Genomic DNA, 15,718 nt, shown 5'->3' on the forward strand with positions numbered 1-15,718 from the left:
GTGCACCGCTGCCTCCGAACGAGTGGGCTCCGGTCCGGTCCGGTCGCGAGGGAGTGCCGGGCGTGATGCGGGTGGTGACGATTCTCGGGTCCGCGATCCCCCCGACAGGCTCGATGCTGCCACCGCGTCCGGCGAGCAGGGAGCGTGGCCGGGGTCGCGCGGGCCGTGGCAGGATGAAGGCATGTTGATCCGAAAGGTCGATGCCGCGTAGGCGTCCGGCAGGGTTGCGCGCGGAGCGCTGGCGACCTCGAGGGGGCGTCCCCGTGCCCCGGATCCGCGGGATCTCCGCGGCGACTCGCGCGGCGATCCGGAAGCTGGAGGACGAGCGCCTTCGGCCGGGTGCCGTGGCCGCTGCCCTGGCCGAGTGCCAGTGGTACCTGAACCGGCCGGGGCGCGTTCTCCCGGACCCGATGATCGGCTGCGACTGCTGTGATCCGCTCGTCGCCCGAGACCGTCTGGAGGACGTGCTGCTGTGGCTTCCCCTGGGTGCTCGGGCTGATCTCGGCAGGCTCGTGGCCAGGTTGGACGCCGAGTTCGACGGCCGGGCCGGGCCACTCGGTGCTCACCTCGTCCTGTCGGAGCCGTTCGGTGCCTGCGGGCACTGGCGCCGGCACTTCATGGAGAGCTGAGGTCCGGGTGGCCACGCGTCCCGCACGGGGTGCTCGGAGGCCCTGGGTCAGGGGGTTCAGAAGGACAGGTGGTCGAGAGTGATACGACGCTCACGCACCCGCAACCGGCCCCCGCACACGACCAGCACGTCCTCGATGCCCGCACCGGGTCCCACAGATGCCACCGGATGCCAAGGACGCACCCGGGTCACCAGTGTGTTGTAGCGGGCATGCAGCACACCACCGGGCGACTCCTCCACCCACAGCGCGTCGAGCCAGTACCGGCAGCGCACCGGTCCCTCCTCCGAGCTCCGCCCGTACGCGCCGGCCAGCGCGGCGGCGATCGCGGCACGGCCCCGGACCCGCGGCACGAGGGGCGCGCACACCAGCACACCGTCCTCCGTGAACGACGCCGCCACTTCACTCAGGCGCGACTCCTGCAACAAGACGGCCTGGCGCGCGTAGAACTGCTGCACTCGCGCGTACGACAGCGCGCTCACCCCGCCCTCCACGGCTCCGTCCGGCTCCGGTACGACCGTGGTAGCGGGTGTCGCGACAGCTGCGGCGATGTGGGGCCCGGTGACGGGCAGGGTGGCGGATTCGTCGGTATGGATCGTCATCTCTTCGCCCTCCTGCCTCAGACCAGATCGTCCCGGGTCACCACACGATGGCGTGTGCGCCACTTGCCGCGCACCCGCACCAGCACGTCCTGCATCACGCAGACCCGCACCACCCGGCAACCGCCGTCACGCCCGGTGCCGTACACCAGCGCATAGCAGCGGGTGCGCAACTCGTCCGCGCGGCCCGGCTGGACGTCGAGCATGCCGACGAAATGCCGCAGCCGGTCACCGCTGCGCTCCTGCACAGCCCGGTTGCGCCGCACGTTCGCGGCCAGCCCCGCCCGGCCCCGCAGCGGGGCGTCCAGGGTCGGAACGTCGAAGACGGCGTCCTCGGTGAACGTCGCCGCCCAACGCTCGGCCTCATGCCCGTCGAACAGCTGCATCTGATGTGCGTAGAACTGCAGCACCTGCCCGTACAACTCACCGAACCCGACGTGCGGCGGGGCGTGTTGGGGGCGGATCAGAGTGTCGGTCGTCATGGCGGCATCACTCCGTTTCTTCGACTCCCCACACGGTCCCCTCCGCCGATCGAGCACTCTTCGAACCTTCCTCAAGCGATCCGGCAGAGCGTGGAAGGCCCAGTCAGGCGACGAGGCCCCCGGCCGTGCCCGAGCCGCCCGCCCGGCCCTCTCGCCCGACTCCCCCGTTCCGCCACCTCCCCGCCGTCAGGAGCAGACCATGGTGACCTTCGTCAACAAACTGACCGTGCACGGCGACATGGACGCCTTCCTCGCCGTGAAGGACCGGCTGACGGCCTACATGTCGGCCCAGCCCGGCTACGTCAGTCACCAGACGCTGCGCCAGGCCGGACAGCCGAACGTGTATCTGGAACTGGCCGTTTGGCAGGACGCCACTGCCCACGGCACGGCCGTACGCAGCAAGGAGTTCCAGTCCCTCGTCCGCCGTCTGCGTCCGCTGGCCACCCCGGAGCCGGGCCTGTACGAGACGGTCGAGGCGGGCGCGTGATGTTCGGCCCCAGCAGGCCCCAGGCCGTCGTCGTGGGCGCCGGCCCCGCCGGTCTGACCGCCGCGTACGAACTGGCCCGCCGTGGTGTCTCCGTGCGCCTGGTGGATGCCGCCGAGGCACCGGCCATCACCAGTCACACCGTGGCCGTGCAGCCCCGGACGCTCGAGGCGTTCGCGCAGATGGGAGTGGTCGAGGAAGTCCTCGCTCGCGGCAGCACCAGCAGGTCCATCACCGTGCAGGCCGGCACACGCTCTCCGGTGCCGTTGGTGGCCGACTACTCCTCGCTGCCGACGTCCTACCCGTACACCCTGGCTGCCGCACGGCACGACATCGAGTCGGTGCTGCGTCTGGCCCTGGCCCGCCTCGGCGTGCCCGTCGAGTGGGACACCCGTCCGGGCCGCATCGAGCAGGATCACGATCGGGTCCTGCTGCGCCTTCACCACCAGGGACGCACCCAGGTGGTGGAGACCTCCTGGCTCATCCACTGCGACACCTCGTCCGGCACCACGCCCGAGCATCCGGCGGCCGACCCGTCCGACAGCCTTCCGGGCGACAAGCAGGCATTGCCGGAAGGCCTCACGCCCGCCAGACACAGCGACGGACTTGCGCCCACGCCCCTGCGACAGGGCCGGCTGTTCGCCGTCGGAGCCGCCACCCGGCAACCAACCCGGTGCAACGGGCCGGGCAGCATCGACTCCGGTGTGCAGGACGCACACAACCTCGCCTGGAAGCTCGCCCAGGTCACCCACGGCCACGCCGCACCCGCCCTGCTGGACACGTACCGGCATGAACGTCAGCCCATCGGCAACCCCGCTGCCACCCGACTGACCTCTGTGAGAAGCCTCCTCGTCCGCACCGCGCTGACAGCGGCCCTGCACGCCGCACATCTCGTGCGCCCCCTGCGCAGGGCACTGCAGCGCATCCTCCTCAACGACCTGTCCGGACTCGGCATCCGTCACACCGACTCCCCGCTGACCACGTACGACACCCAGCACTACATCTGCGCGATCGGCCCCTTCGTGGCGGCCGGCACCCTTCCCGCCCCGCACACCCGCCCACGCCCCGGCGAACGGCTCACCCACGCCCCCGTGCACCACCCGCACGCCCCCTCCCACCGCGCCCTGCACCGCCAGCTACGGGACCCTCGCTGGACCCTGCTCCTCGCCGCAGGCGGCCCTCACACCGGCGACACACCCGAGACCGTCGCGCTCAACGCAGCGCTCCAGTACGGCCCATGGCTGTCCGTCAGGACCCTCACGACCACCCACACCAGCGGACCCCAACCACTGCACGACCCTCACCACCACCTCCACCACGCCCTCGGCCTCGCCCCCGGCAACTGGCTCTTGATACGCCCTGACGCCTACGTCGCGGCCCGGGGCTCACACCTCACCCGGCGCAGCCTCCAGCAAGCCCTCACCCCGCTCGCACCCACCGCACCCCTCCTCAGCGAAGCGCCTCGGGACCTCCGGCCCCTTACCCGACCCGACCCGAAGAAGCACTGACCACGCCTAGGTGACAGTCAGGGCGTGCCGCACGCGCGGAGCCGACGGCCGCTCCATGGCGAACGGCAGCGCATCAGTGCTCGAGCAGCACGGTCGCCACCGGCACCGTCAGCAGCAGGCTGAGTCCGACCAGTGGCAGCCGGTCCAGCCACAGGACGGCGGCGAATTCGCGCAGGGTCGCGGCAAGCCAGTAGGCGGGTGAGGTCGGCGCGCCCACGACGCGCGCGGGCACCCCGACGCGGCGAGCCAGCAGGGTCGTTCGGTACACGTGGAAGCCGCTCGTGACCACCGTGGCACGGCGTCCGGAGGGGGCGCCGTCCACGAGGGCCGCGCTGAAGCGGAGGTTCTGCCCGGTGTTGACGGAGCGGTCCTCCCGCACGATCCGATCGGCGGGCACCCCGTGTCCGTGCAGATAGTCGGCCATCGCGTCCGCCTCGGAGCGGACCTCGTCGTCGCCCTGGCCGCCCGAGACGACGAACACCACACCCGGTGTCTCGGCGGTGCGGGCGGCGTCGATCGCAAGGGCGCGGTCGAGCCTGCGGGTCAGCAGCGGGCCGGGCCGGTCGCCGTCGAGCCCGGCGCCCAGGACGACGACATGGGTGGTTCCCGGCTGGGCGGTGTTCCGGCCGTGGACGACCACGTAGCCGGCGAAGACGAGGAAGAGCAGAGTGAGGTATCCCGCTGCCGCGTTCACCGCGACCAGGAACGCACCGAACACCTCACCGCCGACGGAGAGATGGACCGCGTCGAGGCCGGGCACCGCGAGCAGCGCGCAGCCGGCGGCCGCCGTGGCCAGCAGGGCCGGTTGTGGTCCGTAGCGCCGGACCAGGAGCACGCCATCGGCCAGCAGCAGCAACCCGAGCGTGAGCGCCACGGACACGGCGGCCACCGCGAGGACGGTCGCAAGGGTCGGGTGGGATGCCGCGCTGCGACCGACCACACCGAGTCCGGCCGAAGTCGCCGCCAGGCAGAACAGGACGGCGGTGGAGAACCGGTGCGGTGCCAGCACGGCGTTGACGACGCCGCCGATGGCGAACACCACCGCGGCCACGTACTCCGGATACTCCGGCATGTGCCGCACCACTCCACTCCCCCGCCGTGTCCCACCGCCCGCGCCGGTACGGACGACTGTGGACCATCCTCGCAGAGCTGTCGTGGTGCGCCGCACGCGGGCGCCACACCCGCCCCACCCGCTTTCGGCAGCGAGGCTCTGTTCATCACGGGTGCGCGTACCCATCACTAAAATACGGCGTATGAGCCAGACTCCCGTCGACCCCATCGACCCCGTCGCGCACAACCGCCTCGCCTGGGACCGCGAGGTGGAGGAGGGCAACGAGTGGTCACGCCCGGTCGGTCCCGAGGTGATCGCGGAGGCGCGGGCCGGTCGGTGGTCCATCGTCCTGATCGGGTACGAGCCGGTCGACCCGGCCTGGTTTCCGCAGGAGATCGCCGGTCGTGACGTGCTCTGCCTCGCCTCCGGCGGCGGGCAGCAGGGTCCGGTGCTGGCCGCAGCGGGCGCGCGGGTGACCGTCTTCGACAACTCGCCCCGTCAACTCGCGCAGGACGAGATGGTCGCGGAGCGGGAAGGGCTCGACCTGCGCACGGTGCTCGGTGACGCGCGCGACCTGAGCCCGTTCCCGGACGCCTCGTTCGACCTCGTCGTCCACCCGGTCTCCAACCTGTTCATCCCGGAGCCGGCGCCGGTCTGGCGCGAGTGCCACCGCGTGCTGCGCCCCGGCGGGACACTGCTGTCCGGCTTCCTCAACCCGGACGTCTACCTCTTCGACGCCGAGTCCTTGGAGGCGCGCGGCGAGCTGGTGGTGCGGCACCGCCTCCCCTACAGCGATCTCACCCACCTGGATCCCGCCGAGCGTGAACGGCTGTGGGGCCTCGACGCGCCCGTGGAGTACAGCCACACACTCACCGAGCAGATCGGCGGGCAGATCGCGGCGGGCTTCGCCATCACCGGCTTCACCGAGGCCCCGCACCACTCGGAGGCCACGGCCGGCTGGCTCCCCGGCTACTTCGCCACCAAGGCGGTCAAGGCCGGCGGCAGCCACTGACCGTTCACCGGCCGGGCCGGGCTGGACGCTGCCTGGTGGCGCCCAGCCGGGGGGTTGTTATGACCGCTGTCATGATGGATGCTGCCTCTCGGCGCACGGCACGGCCGAACCCGACGAGCCGGGAGGACAAGGTGAGGGACAACGCCGCACGGGCGATGTGGGAGAGGTACGAGCCGGTCCACCAACTGGTCTACTTCGCCCCCGAGGTGCGCGAGGCCATGGACGGACTCGGGATGCGGGGCTACTGGATGGGCTACTTCGCTCTGCGCGCGGCGCCTCTGGGCCCTGTCCCCGCCCCCGTCGTCACGAGCTGCTTCTACGTGTTCCACCCCGACCGGGCCGCGAGCGCCCTGCCGGAAGCCTGGAGTCTGGCCGGGCCGCAGCAGGTGATCGAGGCTCGCGAACGGGCCGTGGACGCCGCGATGACCAGCCTCTACGGTCCCGACGTCATCGGCTCCGCCGAGCTGGCCGAGGCCGCCGACCTCGCATGGGAGGCCGCCGGCGCCGCGGACACGGCGGGTCGGGTGCTCGGCGCGGCCAACCAGACCCTGCCACGGCCGGATCAACCCCACGTCCGGCTCTGGCAGGCCGCGACCACCTTGCGCGAGCACCGCGGAGACGGCCATGTCGCCGTGCTGGTCGGCCGTGGCCTGGGACCGGTCGAGGCGCTGGTGCTCAAGAGCGCGACGGGCGAGACCGACGCCGAATTCCAGCAACGCATCCGCCAGTGGGACACCGAGGCATGGCAGGCGGCGCAGGACGCGCTGCGCGGGCGCGGCTGGATCGACGAGGAGGAGCGCCTCACGACGGCTGGCGCGGCCGCCCACGCGCAGATGGAGGCGGACACGGACGCCGCGGCGGCGGCGCCGTGGCACGCCCTGGGTGCCGAAGCCACCGCCCGCCTCGCCCACCTGCTCGAACCGCTCGCACGCCGCGTCCTGGACTCCGGCCTCGTGCCGCCCGCCAACCCGGTCGGTCTGACGGACGGTACGTGGCGCGCTGCCGGGTAGTCCGCCCCTGACACCGGGTGTGACGACGAACGCACGTCGGCAGGGGAAGTGCCCCTGCTGTGCACCGGCCGCAGCGCTCCCTTCAGCGGGCCGTCGCCCGCACTCGATCGCACGCCCCGGCCGGCCCCTGACGCCCCGTCAGGCCGGGCGGGTCACGCGTCGGTGTGTGACCGCCCCCCTCACTTCTTTCGCGGAATTCGCGGAATCGGAGGGGTGGCTATGTTCTGCGCGGTTTGCGTGGCCGACCCCAGCTGCCGTGTGGTCGATTGCGGTCCCGGCCCGATGTCGCGGCGTCGAACTGGGCCTTACTGGTCACGGGCCGCGGTACGGGTACGAGGGTGGTCGCGGTCGATCGGAACGGGACGGCCGAGGCCCAGCCGACAAGGGGCATGGTCTCGTCGTAGTGCGGAGCGAACTGCGCGACGTCGATCGCGGGCATCCGGTGGTTCAGGCTGCGCACATGTGCGATGAACGCGTCGGGCAGCGCGACATGGTGCGTTTCGACGTAGTGCGGGAAGTCCTGGCGCCACAGCCACGTACCGTCCGTCAACAAGGAGGAGCATCCCAGAGAATGCCGGTGGGCCTCCCCGGTGATGACGTCGTCTCCGCCTTCCATGACGTCGAGGAGGACGTGGCCTGCGTCCAGGTAGGCCACCAGGTCCTTCTCATCCGGCTCGCCGACGGGCCGGACGGCATCGCGTATCGATCCGTTCGGTCGGCCGGAGCAGTCGTCCAACTCGTCGTAGAAGCCCAGCAGCCCCAGCACGGCGTCCCCCTTCGGCCTTCGGCAAGCCTTTCCCTCCCCCGGGCCGCTCGCAGCAGCGGCGACAAGAACACTTCGATCGTCCGCCGCAGCGAGCACCTTCTGGGCGGCAACTCCGGCTACCGGGTGACCCTTTCGGTGAGCGTCGGCTGTTCGGCGGGGAACTCCGCCGCGCCTCCCAGGAAGAGCAGGAAGCCGTCCGGCGTCTCGGCCACCACGTCCGTGAACCTGTCGCCGTTGACGTCCAGCAGCGGCACGGTGGCGCTGATCGATGCCCCACCGTAGGTCGCCGCGTCGAAGGCGGTGGCTCGGGACGGGTCGGGACCGGAGCCGTCGCCCGCACCGGGCAGCAGGGTGAAGCGGCCCGCCTTGTCCTCGCCCGGAGTGTCGATCACCAGGTCCGGATGGCCGTCGCCGTTCACATCACCGGTTCCGGAGACCGCGCCGAACAAGTCCTTGCCCTGCCCGTCGCCGGGGATGCCCGGGGTCTCCTGGCTGAGCACCGTGTTGCGGCGCCCCGTGCCGGGGCCGCCCGGCGCCCCGTGGACGAGGGTGAGCTGTCCCGGGTCGAGCCCTGCGGCCGGCGACCCGACGCCGCCCCCTCCGACGAGGAGGTCGGTGACGCCGTCGCCGTTCACGTCGCCGGTCAGCGGTGTCAGGGCTCCGTCCTCGGTGGCGTTGTCCAGGCCCTGGGGCGGGTCGGCCCGGACGGGCCCGTCAGGACTGCCGCGGAAGTAGGCAGTTGCGGGGACCGGGTCCGAGCCCGGCTCCTCGTCTTCCTCGTACGGCGGGCTGCCGGTGAACAGCAGGTCGTCGAAGCCGTCGGCGTCGAAGTCACCGGAGGTGGCCCCGCCTCCGGCGGCCTCCCAGTCCTGCTCCACGAGCCGGGCCGGGGCGCCGTTCCGTCCGAACGGGCCGTACGCGATCCGGCCCGGAATCCGCTCCGGGTCCTTCTGCTGCGCTCCCATGCCGCGGTCGATCAGGTCGAGGGCCCCGTCACCGTCGACATCGGCAGCGGCCACAGCGAGGAACTGGCGCGGGGCGGTCACCGCCACGGGCTTGCCGAGGCCGTTCATCCCACCGAACAGGACCACCGCCTGATAGGCGGCACCCGGCTCGGTCTTGCGGCCCGGTCGCGTGGGTGCGCGCGTGGCGACCAGGTCCGTGAATCCGTCGCCGTCGAGGTCGCCGCGGAGCAGCGGGGCGCTGTACCCGCCGTCGTCACGCGTGGCCCGGGCCGCGTCCAGTCCGCGTCTCGAGCCCGGGACGACGACCAGACGCCCTCCCGACTCGCCGGAGGCGCGGTCGACTTCCACGGTGGCGAAGTCGTCGTAACCGTCCTTGTCGAAGTCGCCGGTGCCCGACTCGCTGCGACCGTCACGGTCCCGAGGGGCCGGCCGGCTCTCCCCCGAACGGCCGGCGCTCCCGTCCTGGCGCCCGCTGCCGCCGGAGCAACCGGTGAGCAGGAGGAGCGCACAGCCCAGCAGGGCGAGCAGGAACCGAGGGGCAACCGCAGCCTCACACGCACCCGCGAACTTCCGCACCGCCACCCCTGACGACCAGCACCTCGTGCCACCCGATCCCCGACGGCACAAACCTAGTGATCAGCAAGCTCCTGTGGCAATGCTCGGTGTTTCGCCCTCAGCACAGGGACCTCCCCCCTCCCACATACATAACTGCTGTATATAAAAATGCTATGCTTCCGGCATGAGTCGTCGCGACACCGCTCCTGACGCTTCCGCCGCCATCGGGGCAGCCCTCTACGGCCTGGCCACCAGGGCCGCGAGACGCCTCCCCCGGGACATGAGCCTGACGTCCGCCGCCACCCTCGCCACCTTGGACCGGACGGGCCCCCGGCGTATCACCGACCTGGCCGCGGTCGAGGGCGTCACCCAGCCCGCGATGACCGCCCTGGTCCGGGTGCTGGAGGAGTCCGGTCTGGTCGAGCGGCGGGGCGACGCGTCCGACAGGCGGGTCACGCTGGTGTGTCTGACCGACGCGGGCGCCACCTACGTCCGGACCCGGCGCCAGGCGGGCGTCGACGCGTTCGAGCGGCTGATCGGCGAACTCACCGGTGACGAGATCGAGGCGCTGCTGGCGGCCCTTCCGGCGCTGAAACATCTGGCAGAGCTCGAGAGCCAGGACCGCGACGGGTTCGGGCAGTGACCGGGCGGCCGGTCGGCGGAGACGTGGTGAAAACGGTCCCAGTGCCGCGATCCGAGGCGCGGATGCTGGTTCCCGCCCTCATGTTCATCGCCCTGGTCGTGGCTGTGGTCGGCAGCCTCGGGGCGCCGCTCATCACCAGCGTGGCGACCTCGTTCCACGTCTCGCTCGGCAGCGCGCAGTGGACGCTGACCGTCGCGCTGCTCAGCGGTGCCGTCGCCACGCCGGTGCTGGGGCGGCTCGGAGCCGGCCCGCACCGCCGGACCACGATCCTCGTCACCCTGGCGGTCGTCGTCACCGGCAGCGCGCTCACCGTGCTGCCGCTGCCGTTCGCGTGGCTGCTGGCGGGCAGGGCGGCCCAGGGCGTCGGTCTCGGGCTCACGGCGTTGATGATGGGCGTGGCCCGGGACCATCTCCCCGAGGAGCGAGGCGGGGGCGTGATCGCCCTGATCTCGGTGGTCTCCATCGTCGGGGCCGGCGTCGGCTACCCGCTGGCCGCACTGCTCGCCGAGCTCGGCGGAGTACGGGCCGCCTACGCCCTCGGTCTGGCCGTCACCGCCGCCGCCCTCCTGACCGCGTGGCGCTCCATGCCCGAAGCACCCGAAGGCCGCTCCGCGCGCGTGGACCTGGTGGGCGCGGTCGTCCTGGCCGCCGCCCTGCTGTTGGTGCTGTTCCTCGCCGGTGAACGGAGTCTGTGGAGCCGGCACCTCACCGTGGCGGCGGGCCTCTCCGTCGCCGGAGTGGTGCTGCTCTGCCTCTGGGTCGTGATCGAGCTGCGCAGCAGGACGCCCCTGGTCGATGTGCGAGCCGTGCGGCACCCGGCGGTCGCCGGGGCCAACCTCGCCATGTTCGTCGGCGGGATCGGCATGTACCTCCTGCTCACGCTCATCACCCGGTACGCGCAGACGCCGCACGGCGCCGGCTACGGCTTCGGTCTGACGACCTTCGTCGCCGGGCTGGTCCTCGTCCCGTTCTCGGTGCTGGGGTTCGTCGCCGGCAAGCTCACGCCGCGGGTCCGGACGCGGGTCGCCGACCCGCTGCTGCTGGCCGGCAGCGCCGTCGTGGTCGGCGGCGGGTTCGCCCTGTTCGCGGCGGCCCGGTCGGACCTGGCCGAACTGTTCGCGGCGATGGGCGTGCTGGGCTTGGGTGTCGGCGGCTTCTCGGCCGCCATGCCCGGCGTCATCCTGGCCGTCACCCCCAGGAGCGAGACGTCGAGCGCCATGAGCGTCAACTACGTCGTCCGCAGCGTCGGCTACTCCCTGGGCAGCGCCCTGGGCGGCCTGATCCTCGCGGCGGGCACCGGCCCCGGCCACCTCTTCCCCGACGACAGCGCCTACACCACCGCCGCTCTGGCCGGCCTCGGTGCCATGGCGCTCACGACGCTGACGAGCCTCTGCCTCGCCCGCCGGCGCTCGTCTCCGGCCCATCCCTGAGTCGGATGCACTCACCACATCGGAGGTCTCATGCCCAAGGGCTACTGGGTCAGCGTCTACCGCACCATCGCGGACCCGGAGAAGCTGGCCGCCTACAACACGCTGGCCCGTCCCGCCGTCGAGGCCGGGGGTGGTCGGACCCTCGTCCGAGGCGGTCGGGTCGTGGCGCACGGCGCCGGAATCGCCGAGCGCACCGTCCTGGTCGAGTTCGACAGCTTCGAGCAGGCCGTCGCGGCCTACGAGAGTGCGGCCTACCAGGAGGCGCTGGTCGCCCTCTCCGACGGTGTCGAGCGCGACTTCCGCATCGTCGAGGGCATGGACTGACGGCGGTGGTGTGGTCGGATCTTCGCTGGCCAGTCCGCGTGAGGGCCCGGGTGCCGGCGGAGGAGCCGGCACCCGGGCAGGAGTCCCGCTCAAGGTGCCGTCGGTCGCGCGAGGCCCGGGTCAACGATGGTGGGCGGGACGCCGGTTCCGCGAGGACCCGGGAGAGGCCGGCGCGCCGCCCGGGTCCCGCGGAGTCGGTCGATCAGCGGGCGATGCGCTGCCCGAACAGCGCCTCCTTCTGCGGCGCACCGAGCGAACCCGGGCTGAACGAGGTGATGTTGTTGGTCGTCGCGCCCGTCTTCGAGCCGCGCAGCACCCACACCGCCCCCGAGTCCTTGTACGTGCCGTCCTCCAGCGGGGCGGCCGCTATGAGGTCGGCCCGGTTGTTGGCGTTGACGTCGGCGAGCAGGACCGTACGGCCGAAGTTGTCGCTCGTCTCGGACACACCGGGAACACCGGAGGTGGACTGGTGGAACGCCTGGGCGCCCGAGCCGGTCAGGCCGGACGGGCCGCCCTTGAGCAGGACCACCGCGCCCGCCTCGCGGACCGTGCCCACGTCCTCGCCGGGCACGCCGACCGCGATGTCCGGGTAGCCGTCGCCGGTCACGTCGCCGGCGGCCAGCGAGTAGCCGAACTGGTCGCCGAAGTTGCGGTAGTTGTCGCCCGCCTCGTCCGTGCCGGGGACGCCCGCCGTGTTCTGCGTGATCCTGGCGGTGCGCGTGGAGGGCCCGTTCGCCGAACCGTAGACGACGCGGACCGCGCCCGCGTCGTAGTCCATCATCTCCGACACGTGGTCGACCTGGCGGGCCACGAAGTCCCCGTAGCCGTCCTTGTTCACGTCGGCCACGACCCCGCCGACGGTGTAGTAGCCGGTGCTCTTGAAGGTCGAACTGAGCCCCGTGGAGGTCCCCTTGTAGTAGCGGGAGTGGAACTGCATCTCCTCGAAGCCGTTCGTGGTGATGACGTCGTCCTTGCCGTCTCCGTTCATGTCGCCGACGGCCATGTCCTGGGGGCCGGACTCGTCGGCTATCTCCAGCGTGTTCGTCCGGGCGGGAGCACCGGCCCGGGTGAAGGGGCCGAAGCGGACCTCCAGGTTGCCGTTGCCGTTGGCGATGACGTCGGCGTGGCCGTCGCCGTCGATGTCACCGGCGGCCACCCGGTAGGCGGCGTCGCCGAGCGGGGCGCCCTCGCCCAGGCCCTGCGGGGAGCCCCAGAGCACCATCGGGGTGTAGTAGCTGCCGACGATCAGGTCGGTGTACCCGTCACCGTCCAGGTCGCGGGCAGCGGTGCTGGTGCCGAAGGTCCCGTACTCCATGGGGTCGCCCGGCACGCCCTCGGTCGCCTGCGTGATCAGCTGCGGGTGGGCGGTGTCGGTGCCGGCCGAGGAGCCGTACAGGACCGAGACGTAGCCGGCCTGCTGGAGGCCCGACACGGTGGCGAAGGGGGCGCTGACCGCGAGGTCGGCGAAGCCGTCGCCGTTGAAGTCCACCACGGGGGTCTTCGGCCCGGCGGCGGCGGCCGGACCGGCGGACAGAACGAACGGCGCGGTGAGCAGCGCGGCCAGCGCCGCGCACCGTGCGACGTGGCGACGGCTCTTGGGGTGAGGCACGAATGACTCCGAAAGTTGGGTCCGGATAGGTCTGTCGTTCATCTGGGACCCGCGAGGGACCGAAACGGTTGTGGTCCGGGTGACCGAATTTCGCCTTCGCCGAACCGCTCCGCTCACGTACTCGGCTGCCGCCGGCCTCCGGCGCGGCCGACCGGCCGCGGGAGCCGCGATTCGCTTCGCCACGGCCGTCTCGGCAGGATGGGACCATGACCGAGATCCGCACCCCCCGCCTCGTCCTGCGTCGATGGTTCGACGACGACCTCGTCGCTCTGTCCGAGATCCACGCCGATCCGGTGGTGATGCGGAACATCGGCGACGGCAGGACGCGCTCCCTCGACCAGACGGCCGAGGACATCGAGGCATGGGAGGAGGAGTGGGACGAGGAAGGCTTCGGGATGTTCGGCGTCGAGCTCCTGGGCTCCGGTGAACTGGCCGGTGCCGTCGGTCTGACCGTGGCGGAGACACCGTCCGAGATCGCAGGCCAGGTGGCGATCAGCTGGCGGCTGGGACGCGTGTTCTGGGGCCAGGGATACGCCTCGGAAGCGGCTCAGGCCACCCTGGAGTTCGCCTTGCAGGACCGGGGCCTCGACCGCGTGGTCGCGGCGTGCCGGACGGAGGACCGAAGCTCGGCGAACGTACTCGGGAAACTCGGGATGCAGGCGGAAGGCGCCACACGGCACCCGGTCCATGGCCACGACCTGACGTTGTACGGCATCGATCTGACGCAGTATCAGCACTAGGGGCAGATCAGGGGCAGTGCCGCTGCGAAGCATGCGCCCGGGTTCCAGGCGAACCTCGTCCGATGCCCACGCCGGGTCGGCCGCGACGGCGGCGACGACGACGGCTGGATCGGTGGGACGGTGCCGTGACACCTAGGGGTGTGTGTCGGTGACGGCGATGACCTCGTCGAGGCGGTCCCGGGCGGCCAGCAGTTCGTCGATCTTGGCCTGGATGCGCTCGCGCTCGACGCGCAGCATGGCGCGTTGCTCGGCGTCGGTGTGCCCCGAGTCCCAGCACGGAAGGAGTTCGGTGATCCTCCTGCTGGTCAGACCAGCGGCGTACATCTGCTGGAAGAAGCGGACCCGTGAGATGGCGTCCTGGCGGTACAAGCGCTGGCCGGACGGGCTGCGCTCCGCGGTGAGCAGCCCCTGCTGCTCGTAGTAGCGCACGGCGCGCACCGAGACCCCGGCACCACGTGCCACCTCGCCGATGCGGATCAACCGCTCGCCCGCATCCACTGCGCTGGTCACGGTGCCTCCTCTCCCCCGGGCTCCGGGAAGTCCGATGGGAAATCCCCGGCACCGGACATCAGCACTTGCCTCTGACGTTGGCGTCAGGTTTTAGCGTAACGGACATGGACATCAACAACTCCGTCGCCCTTGTCACAGGGGCCAACCGCGGTCTGGGCCGCGCTTTCGCCCAGCGCCTGGTCGCACGAGGCGCCCGCAAGGTCTACGCGACGGCTCGCCGGCCGGAGACCGTGGATCTGCCCGGGGTCGAGGTGCTGCCCCTCGACATCACCGATCCCGCATCCGTCAGGGCCGCCGCCGAGGCCGCCCCGGACGTCTCGCTGCTCGTCAACAACGCCGGAGTCAGTACGGGAACCGATCTGCTGACCGGTTCGCTGCAGACGGTGCGGCACGAGCTGGAGACCAACATGTTCGGTCACCTGAGCATGATCCGGGAGTTCGCCCCGACTCTCGCCAGGAGCGGCGGGGGCGCGATCGTCAACGTACTCTCCGCCATGTCCTGGTTCGGGGGCAGGGGCGCGAACGCCTACCACCTGTCCAAGGCCGCCGCCTGGGCCATGACCAACGGCGTCCGCCTGGAACTCGCCGAGCAGGGCACGCTCGTGACAGCGGTACACCTCGGTCTGGCCGACACGGACATGGCGGCGGGCTGGCCCGTGGCCAAGATCGCCCCGTCCGACCTGGCCGACGCGGCCCTGGACGGTGTGGAGGCGGGCTCCGCCGAGGTTCTGGCCGACCAGTGGAGCAAGGACGTGAAGTCGCGTCTGCCGTTGACCCCGGAGGAGTTCACCGCCGCGATGGATCGCGCCCTGGCGGCGCTGTCCGCGGCCTGAGGGTCCTCAGACCGCGGGTCGGGGCGATACGGACACGGGGAGCGGCTCCCCCGCGGGCCGCCGGCCCTGTGGCCGGTCCGGGGTCAGCCGCTCTTGCGCCTGAACGACCGCTGCTGCGCAGCCGGTCCGTGTGCGCCTCGGACCTTGGCGGCGTGCGGGTTGCTCGCCACGTCGGCGGCATCCGCCTGCATACTCCGCTTGCGCGCCAGGGCTTCGCGGAACTTGCGCTTGAGGTCGTACTGGCCGTCGGCGTCGGGCGAGAGAGCGGGGCTCCCGGTGTCGCCCGATTCGGCATCGGCCGGTTCCGGCGCTTGCGGCGTCGAAGACTCTGCGGTCAAGGGGACCTCCTGGGTGCGCGGTTGGAGACCACAGCTTGTCATGCCGGGCGTCACATGTGCCGCCGACAGCCGACATCACGAGCCGCTTTCGCTCCGAGCCCCGCGGTGGGCCGGTGTGCGGCCGTCGCGGACCATTTGCCGGGGGAGATCGACAACCGCCGGGGTGCCGCGGGCAGCGCTGTACGTGCTTCTCACCAGCACGAGCGCACAGACCGTGGGGAGGTGCATATTGG

Annotated in this window: 18 protein-coding genes; 10 read left to right on the top strand and 8 right to left on the bottom strand. The window is 71.7% G+C overall.

Going from position 1 to position 15,718, the window contains the following annotated elements; translation table 11 throughout:
* Positions 1–263 precede the first annotated feature (263 nt).
* Complete coding sequence (locus ACH4C6_RS30255; protein ID WP_398111814.1) at positions 264–629, top strand: hypothetical protein; 366 nt, start codon at positions 264–266, stop codon at positions 627–629.
* 56 nt (positions 630–685) lie between these two features.
* On the opposite strand, the gene ACH4C6_RS30260 is transcribed toward ACH4C6_RS30255, so the two are convergent.
* Together ACH4C6_RS30260 and ACH4C6_RS30265 are read right to left on the bottom strand one after the other, a co-directional pair.
* Positions 686–1,228 (bottom strand): nuclear transport factor 2 family protein, encoded by a 543-nt coding sequence (locus ACH4C6_RS30260; protein ID WP_398111815.1) that lies wholly within the window; start codon positions 1,226–1,228, stop codon positions 686–688.
* A 17-nt stretch (positions 1,229–1,245) separates the two neighbouring features.
* Positions 1,246–1,707, bottom strand: a complete 462-nt coding sequence (locus tag ACH4C6_RS30265) for a nuclear transport factor 2 family protein (protein ID WP_398111816.1) — start codon at positions 1,705–1,707, stop codon at positions 1,246–1,248.
* A 199-nt stretch (positions 1,708–1,906) separates the two neighbouring features.
* Here ACH4C6_RS30265 and ACH4C6_RS30270 point away from each other — a divergent pair, with 199 nt between their 5' ends.
* Complete coding sequence (locus ACH4C6_RS30270; RefSeq protein WP_398111817.1) at positions 1,907–2,194, top strand: antibiotic biosynthesis monooxygenase family protein; 288 nt, start codon at positions 1,907–1,909, stop codon at positions 2,192–2,194.
* Positions 2,194–3,699: an FAD-dependent oxidoreductase gene (locus ACH4C6_RS30275; RefSeq protein ID WP_398111818.1), complete on the top strand. Its 1,506-nt coding sequence runs from the start codon at positions 2,194–2,196 to the stop codon at positions 3,697–3,699. Before ACH4C6_RS30270 ends, ACH4C6_RS30275 begins: the two co-directional genes overlap by 1 nt.
* Positions 3,700–3,772: 73 nt before the next feature.
* On the opposite strand, the gene ACH4C6_RS30280 is transcribed toward ACH4C6_RS30275, so the two are convergent.
* On the bottom strand, positions 3,773–4,771 hold the full coding sequence (locus ACH4C6_RS30280; RefSeq protein ID WP_398111819.1) for a YdcF family protein: 999 nt from the start codon (positions 4,769–4,771) through the stop codon (positions 3,773–3,775).
* Positions 4,772–4,952: 181 nt separating this feature from the next.
* Between ACH4C6_RS30280 and ACH4C6_RS30285 the strand changes: the two genes are divergently transcribed.
* The gene (locus ACH4C6_RS30285) at positions 4,953–5,762 is read left to right on the top strand and encodes a class I SAM-dependent methyltransferase (protein WP_398111820.1); all 810 of its coding nucleotides are present in this window, start codon (positions 4,953–4,955) and stop codon (positions 5,760–5,762) included.
* A 131-nt stretch (positions 5,763–5,893) separates the two neighbouring features.
* Positions 5,894–6,772, top strand: coding sequence for a hypothetical protein (locus tag ACH4C6_RS30290; RefSeq protein WP_398111821.1), 879 nt, complete (start codon positions 5,894–5,896; stop codon positions 6,770–6,772).
* A 217-nt stretch (positions 6,773–6,989) separates the two neighbouring features.
* Here ACH4C6_RS30290 and ACH4C6_RS30295 read toward each other — a convergent pair whose 3' ends face one another.
* Both ACH4C6_RS30295 and ACH4C6_RS30300 read right to left on the bottom strand, forming a co-directional pair.
* Positions 6,990–7,538 carry a hypothetical protein gene (locus tag ACH4C6_RS30295; RefSeq protein ID WP_398111822.1) on the bottom strand — a complete coding sequence of 183 codons (549 nt, stop codon included), beginning with the start codon at positions 7,536–7,538 and terminating at the stop codon, positions 6,990–6,992.
* Between the two features lie 116 nt (positions 7,539–7,654).
* Complete coding sequence (locus ACH4C6_RS30300; RefSeq protein WP_398111823.1) at positions 7,655–9,079, bottom strand: FG-GAP and VCBS repeat-containing protein; 1,425 nt, start codon at positions 9,077–9,079, stop codon at positions 7,655–7,657.
* Between the two features lie 163 nt (positions 9,080–9,242).
* Between ACH4C6_RS30300 and ACH4C6_RS30305 the strand changes: the two genes are divergently transcribed.
* Genes ACH4C6_RS30305 through ACH4C6_RS30315 form a run of 3 tightly spaced genes read left to right on the top strand, consistent with a single transcriptional unit; the run spans position 9,243 to position 11,455 of the window.
* Positions 9,243–9,701, top strand: a complete 459-nt coding sequence (locus ACH4C6_RS30305; protein WP_398111824.1) for a MarR family winged helix-turn-helix transcriptional regulator — start codon at positions 9,243–9,245, stop codon at positions 9,699–9,701.
* Positions 9,698–11,131, top strand: a complete 1,434-nt coding sequence (locus tag ACH4C6_RS30310; protein ID WP_398111825.1) for an MFS transporter — start codon at positions 9,698–9,700, stop codon at positions 11,129–11,131. Before ACH4C6_RS30305 ends, ACH4C6_RS30310 begins: the two co-directional genes overlap by 4 nt.
* A 30-nt stretch (positions 11,132–11,161) precedes the next feature.
* The gene (locus tag ACH4C6_RS30315; RefSeq protein ID WP_398111826.1) at positions 11,162–11,455 is read left to right on the top strand and encodes a DUF1330 domain-containing protein; all 294 of its coding nucleotides are present in this window, start codon (positions 11,162–11,164) and stop codon (positions 11,453–11,455) included.
* 202 nt (positions 11,456–11,657) lie between these two features.
* On the opposite strand, the gene ACH4C6_RS30320 is transcribed toward ACH4C6_RS30315, so the two are convergent.
* A complete protein-coding gene (locus tag ACH4C6_RS30320) occupies positions 11,658–13,064 on the bottom strand; it encodes an FG-GAP-like repeat-containing protein (RefSeq protein WP_398111828.1) in 1,407 nt (468 codons plus the stop codon).
* 206 nt (positions 13,065–13,270) lie between these two features.
* Here ACH4C6_RS30320 and ACH4C6_RS30325 point away from each other — a divergent pair, with 206 nt between their 5' ends.
* Positions 13,271–13,804, top strand: a complete 534-nt coding sequence (locus ACH4C6_RS30325) for a GNAT family N-acetyltransferase (protein WP_398111829.1) — start codon at positions 13,271–13,273, stop codon at positions 13,802–13,804.
* 132 nt (positions 13,805–13,936) lie between these two features.
* On the opposite strand, the gene ACH4C6_RS30330 is transcribed toward ACH4C6_RS30325, so the two are convergent.
* A complete protein-coding gene (locus tag ACH4C6_RS30330) occupies positions 13,937–14,314 on the bottom strand; it encodes a MerR family transcriptional regulator (protein ID WP_398111830.1) in 378 nt (125 codons plus the stop codon).
* A gap of 104 nt (positions 14,315–14,418) precedes the next feature.
* Here ACH4C6_RS30330 and ACH4C6_RS30335 point away from each other — a divergent pair, with 104 nt between their 5' ends.
* Positions 14,419–15,147, top strand: coding sequence for an SDR family oxidoreductase (locus ACH4C6_RS30335; RefSeq protein ID WP_398111831.1), 729 nt, complete (start codon positions 14,419–14,421; stop codon positions 15,145–15,147).
* An 83-nt stretch (positions 15,148–15,230) separates the two neighbouring features.
* Here ACH4C6_RS30335 and ACH4C6_RS30340 read toward each other — a convergent pair whose 3' ends face one another.
* Positions 15,231–15,485, bottom strand: a complete 255-nt coding sequence (locus ACH4C6_RS30340) for a DUF5302 domain-containing protein (RefSeq protein ID WP_398111832.1) — start codon at positions 15,483–15,485, stop codon at positions 15,231–15,233.
* Between the last annotated feature and the right edge of the window lie 233 nt (positions 15,486–15,718).

Source organism: Streptomyces sp. NPDC017943, assembly GCF_044328425.1.
GTDB lineage: Bacteria > Actinomycetota > Actinomycetes > Streptomycetales > Streptomycetaceae > Streptomyces > Streptomyces djakartensis_A.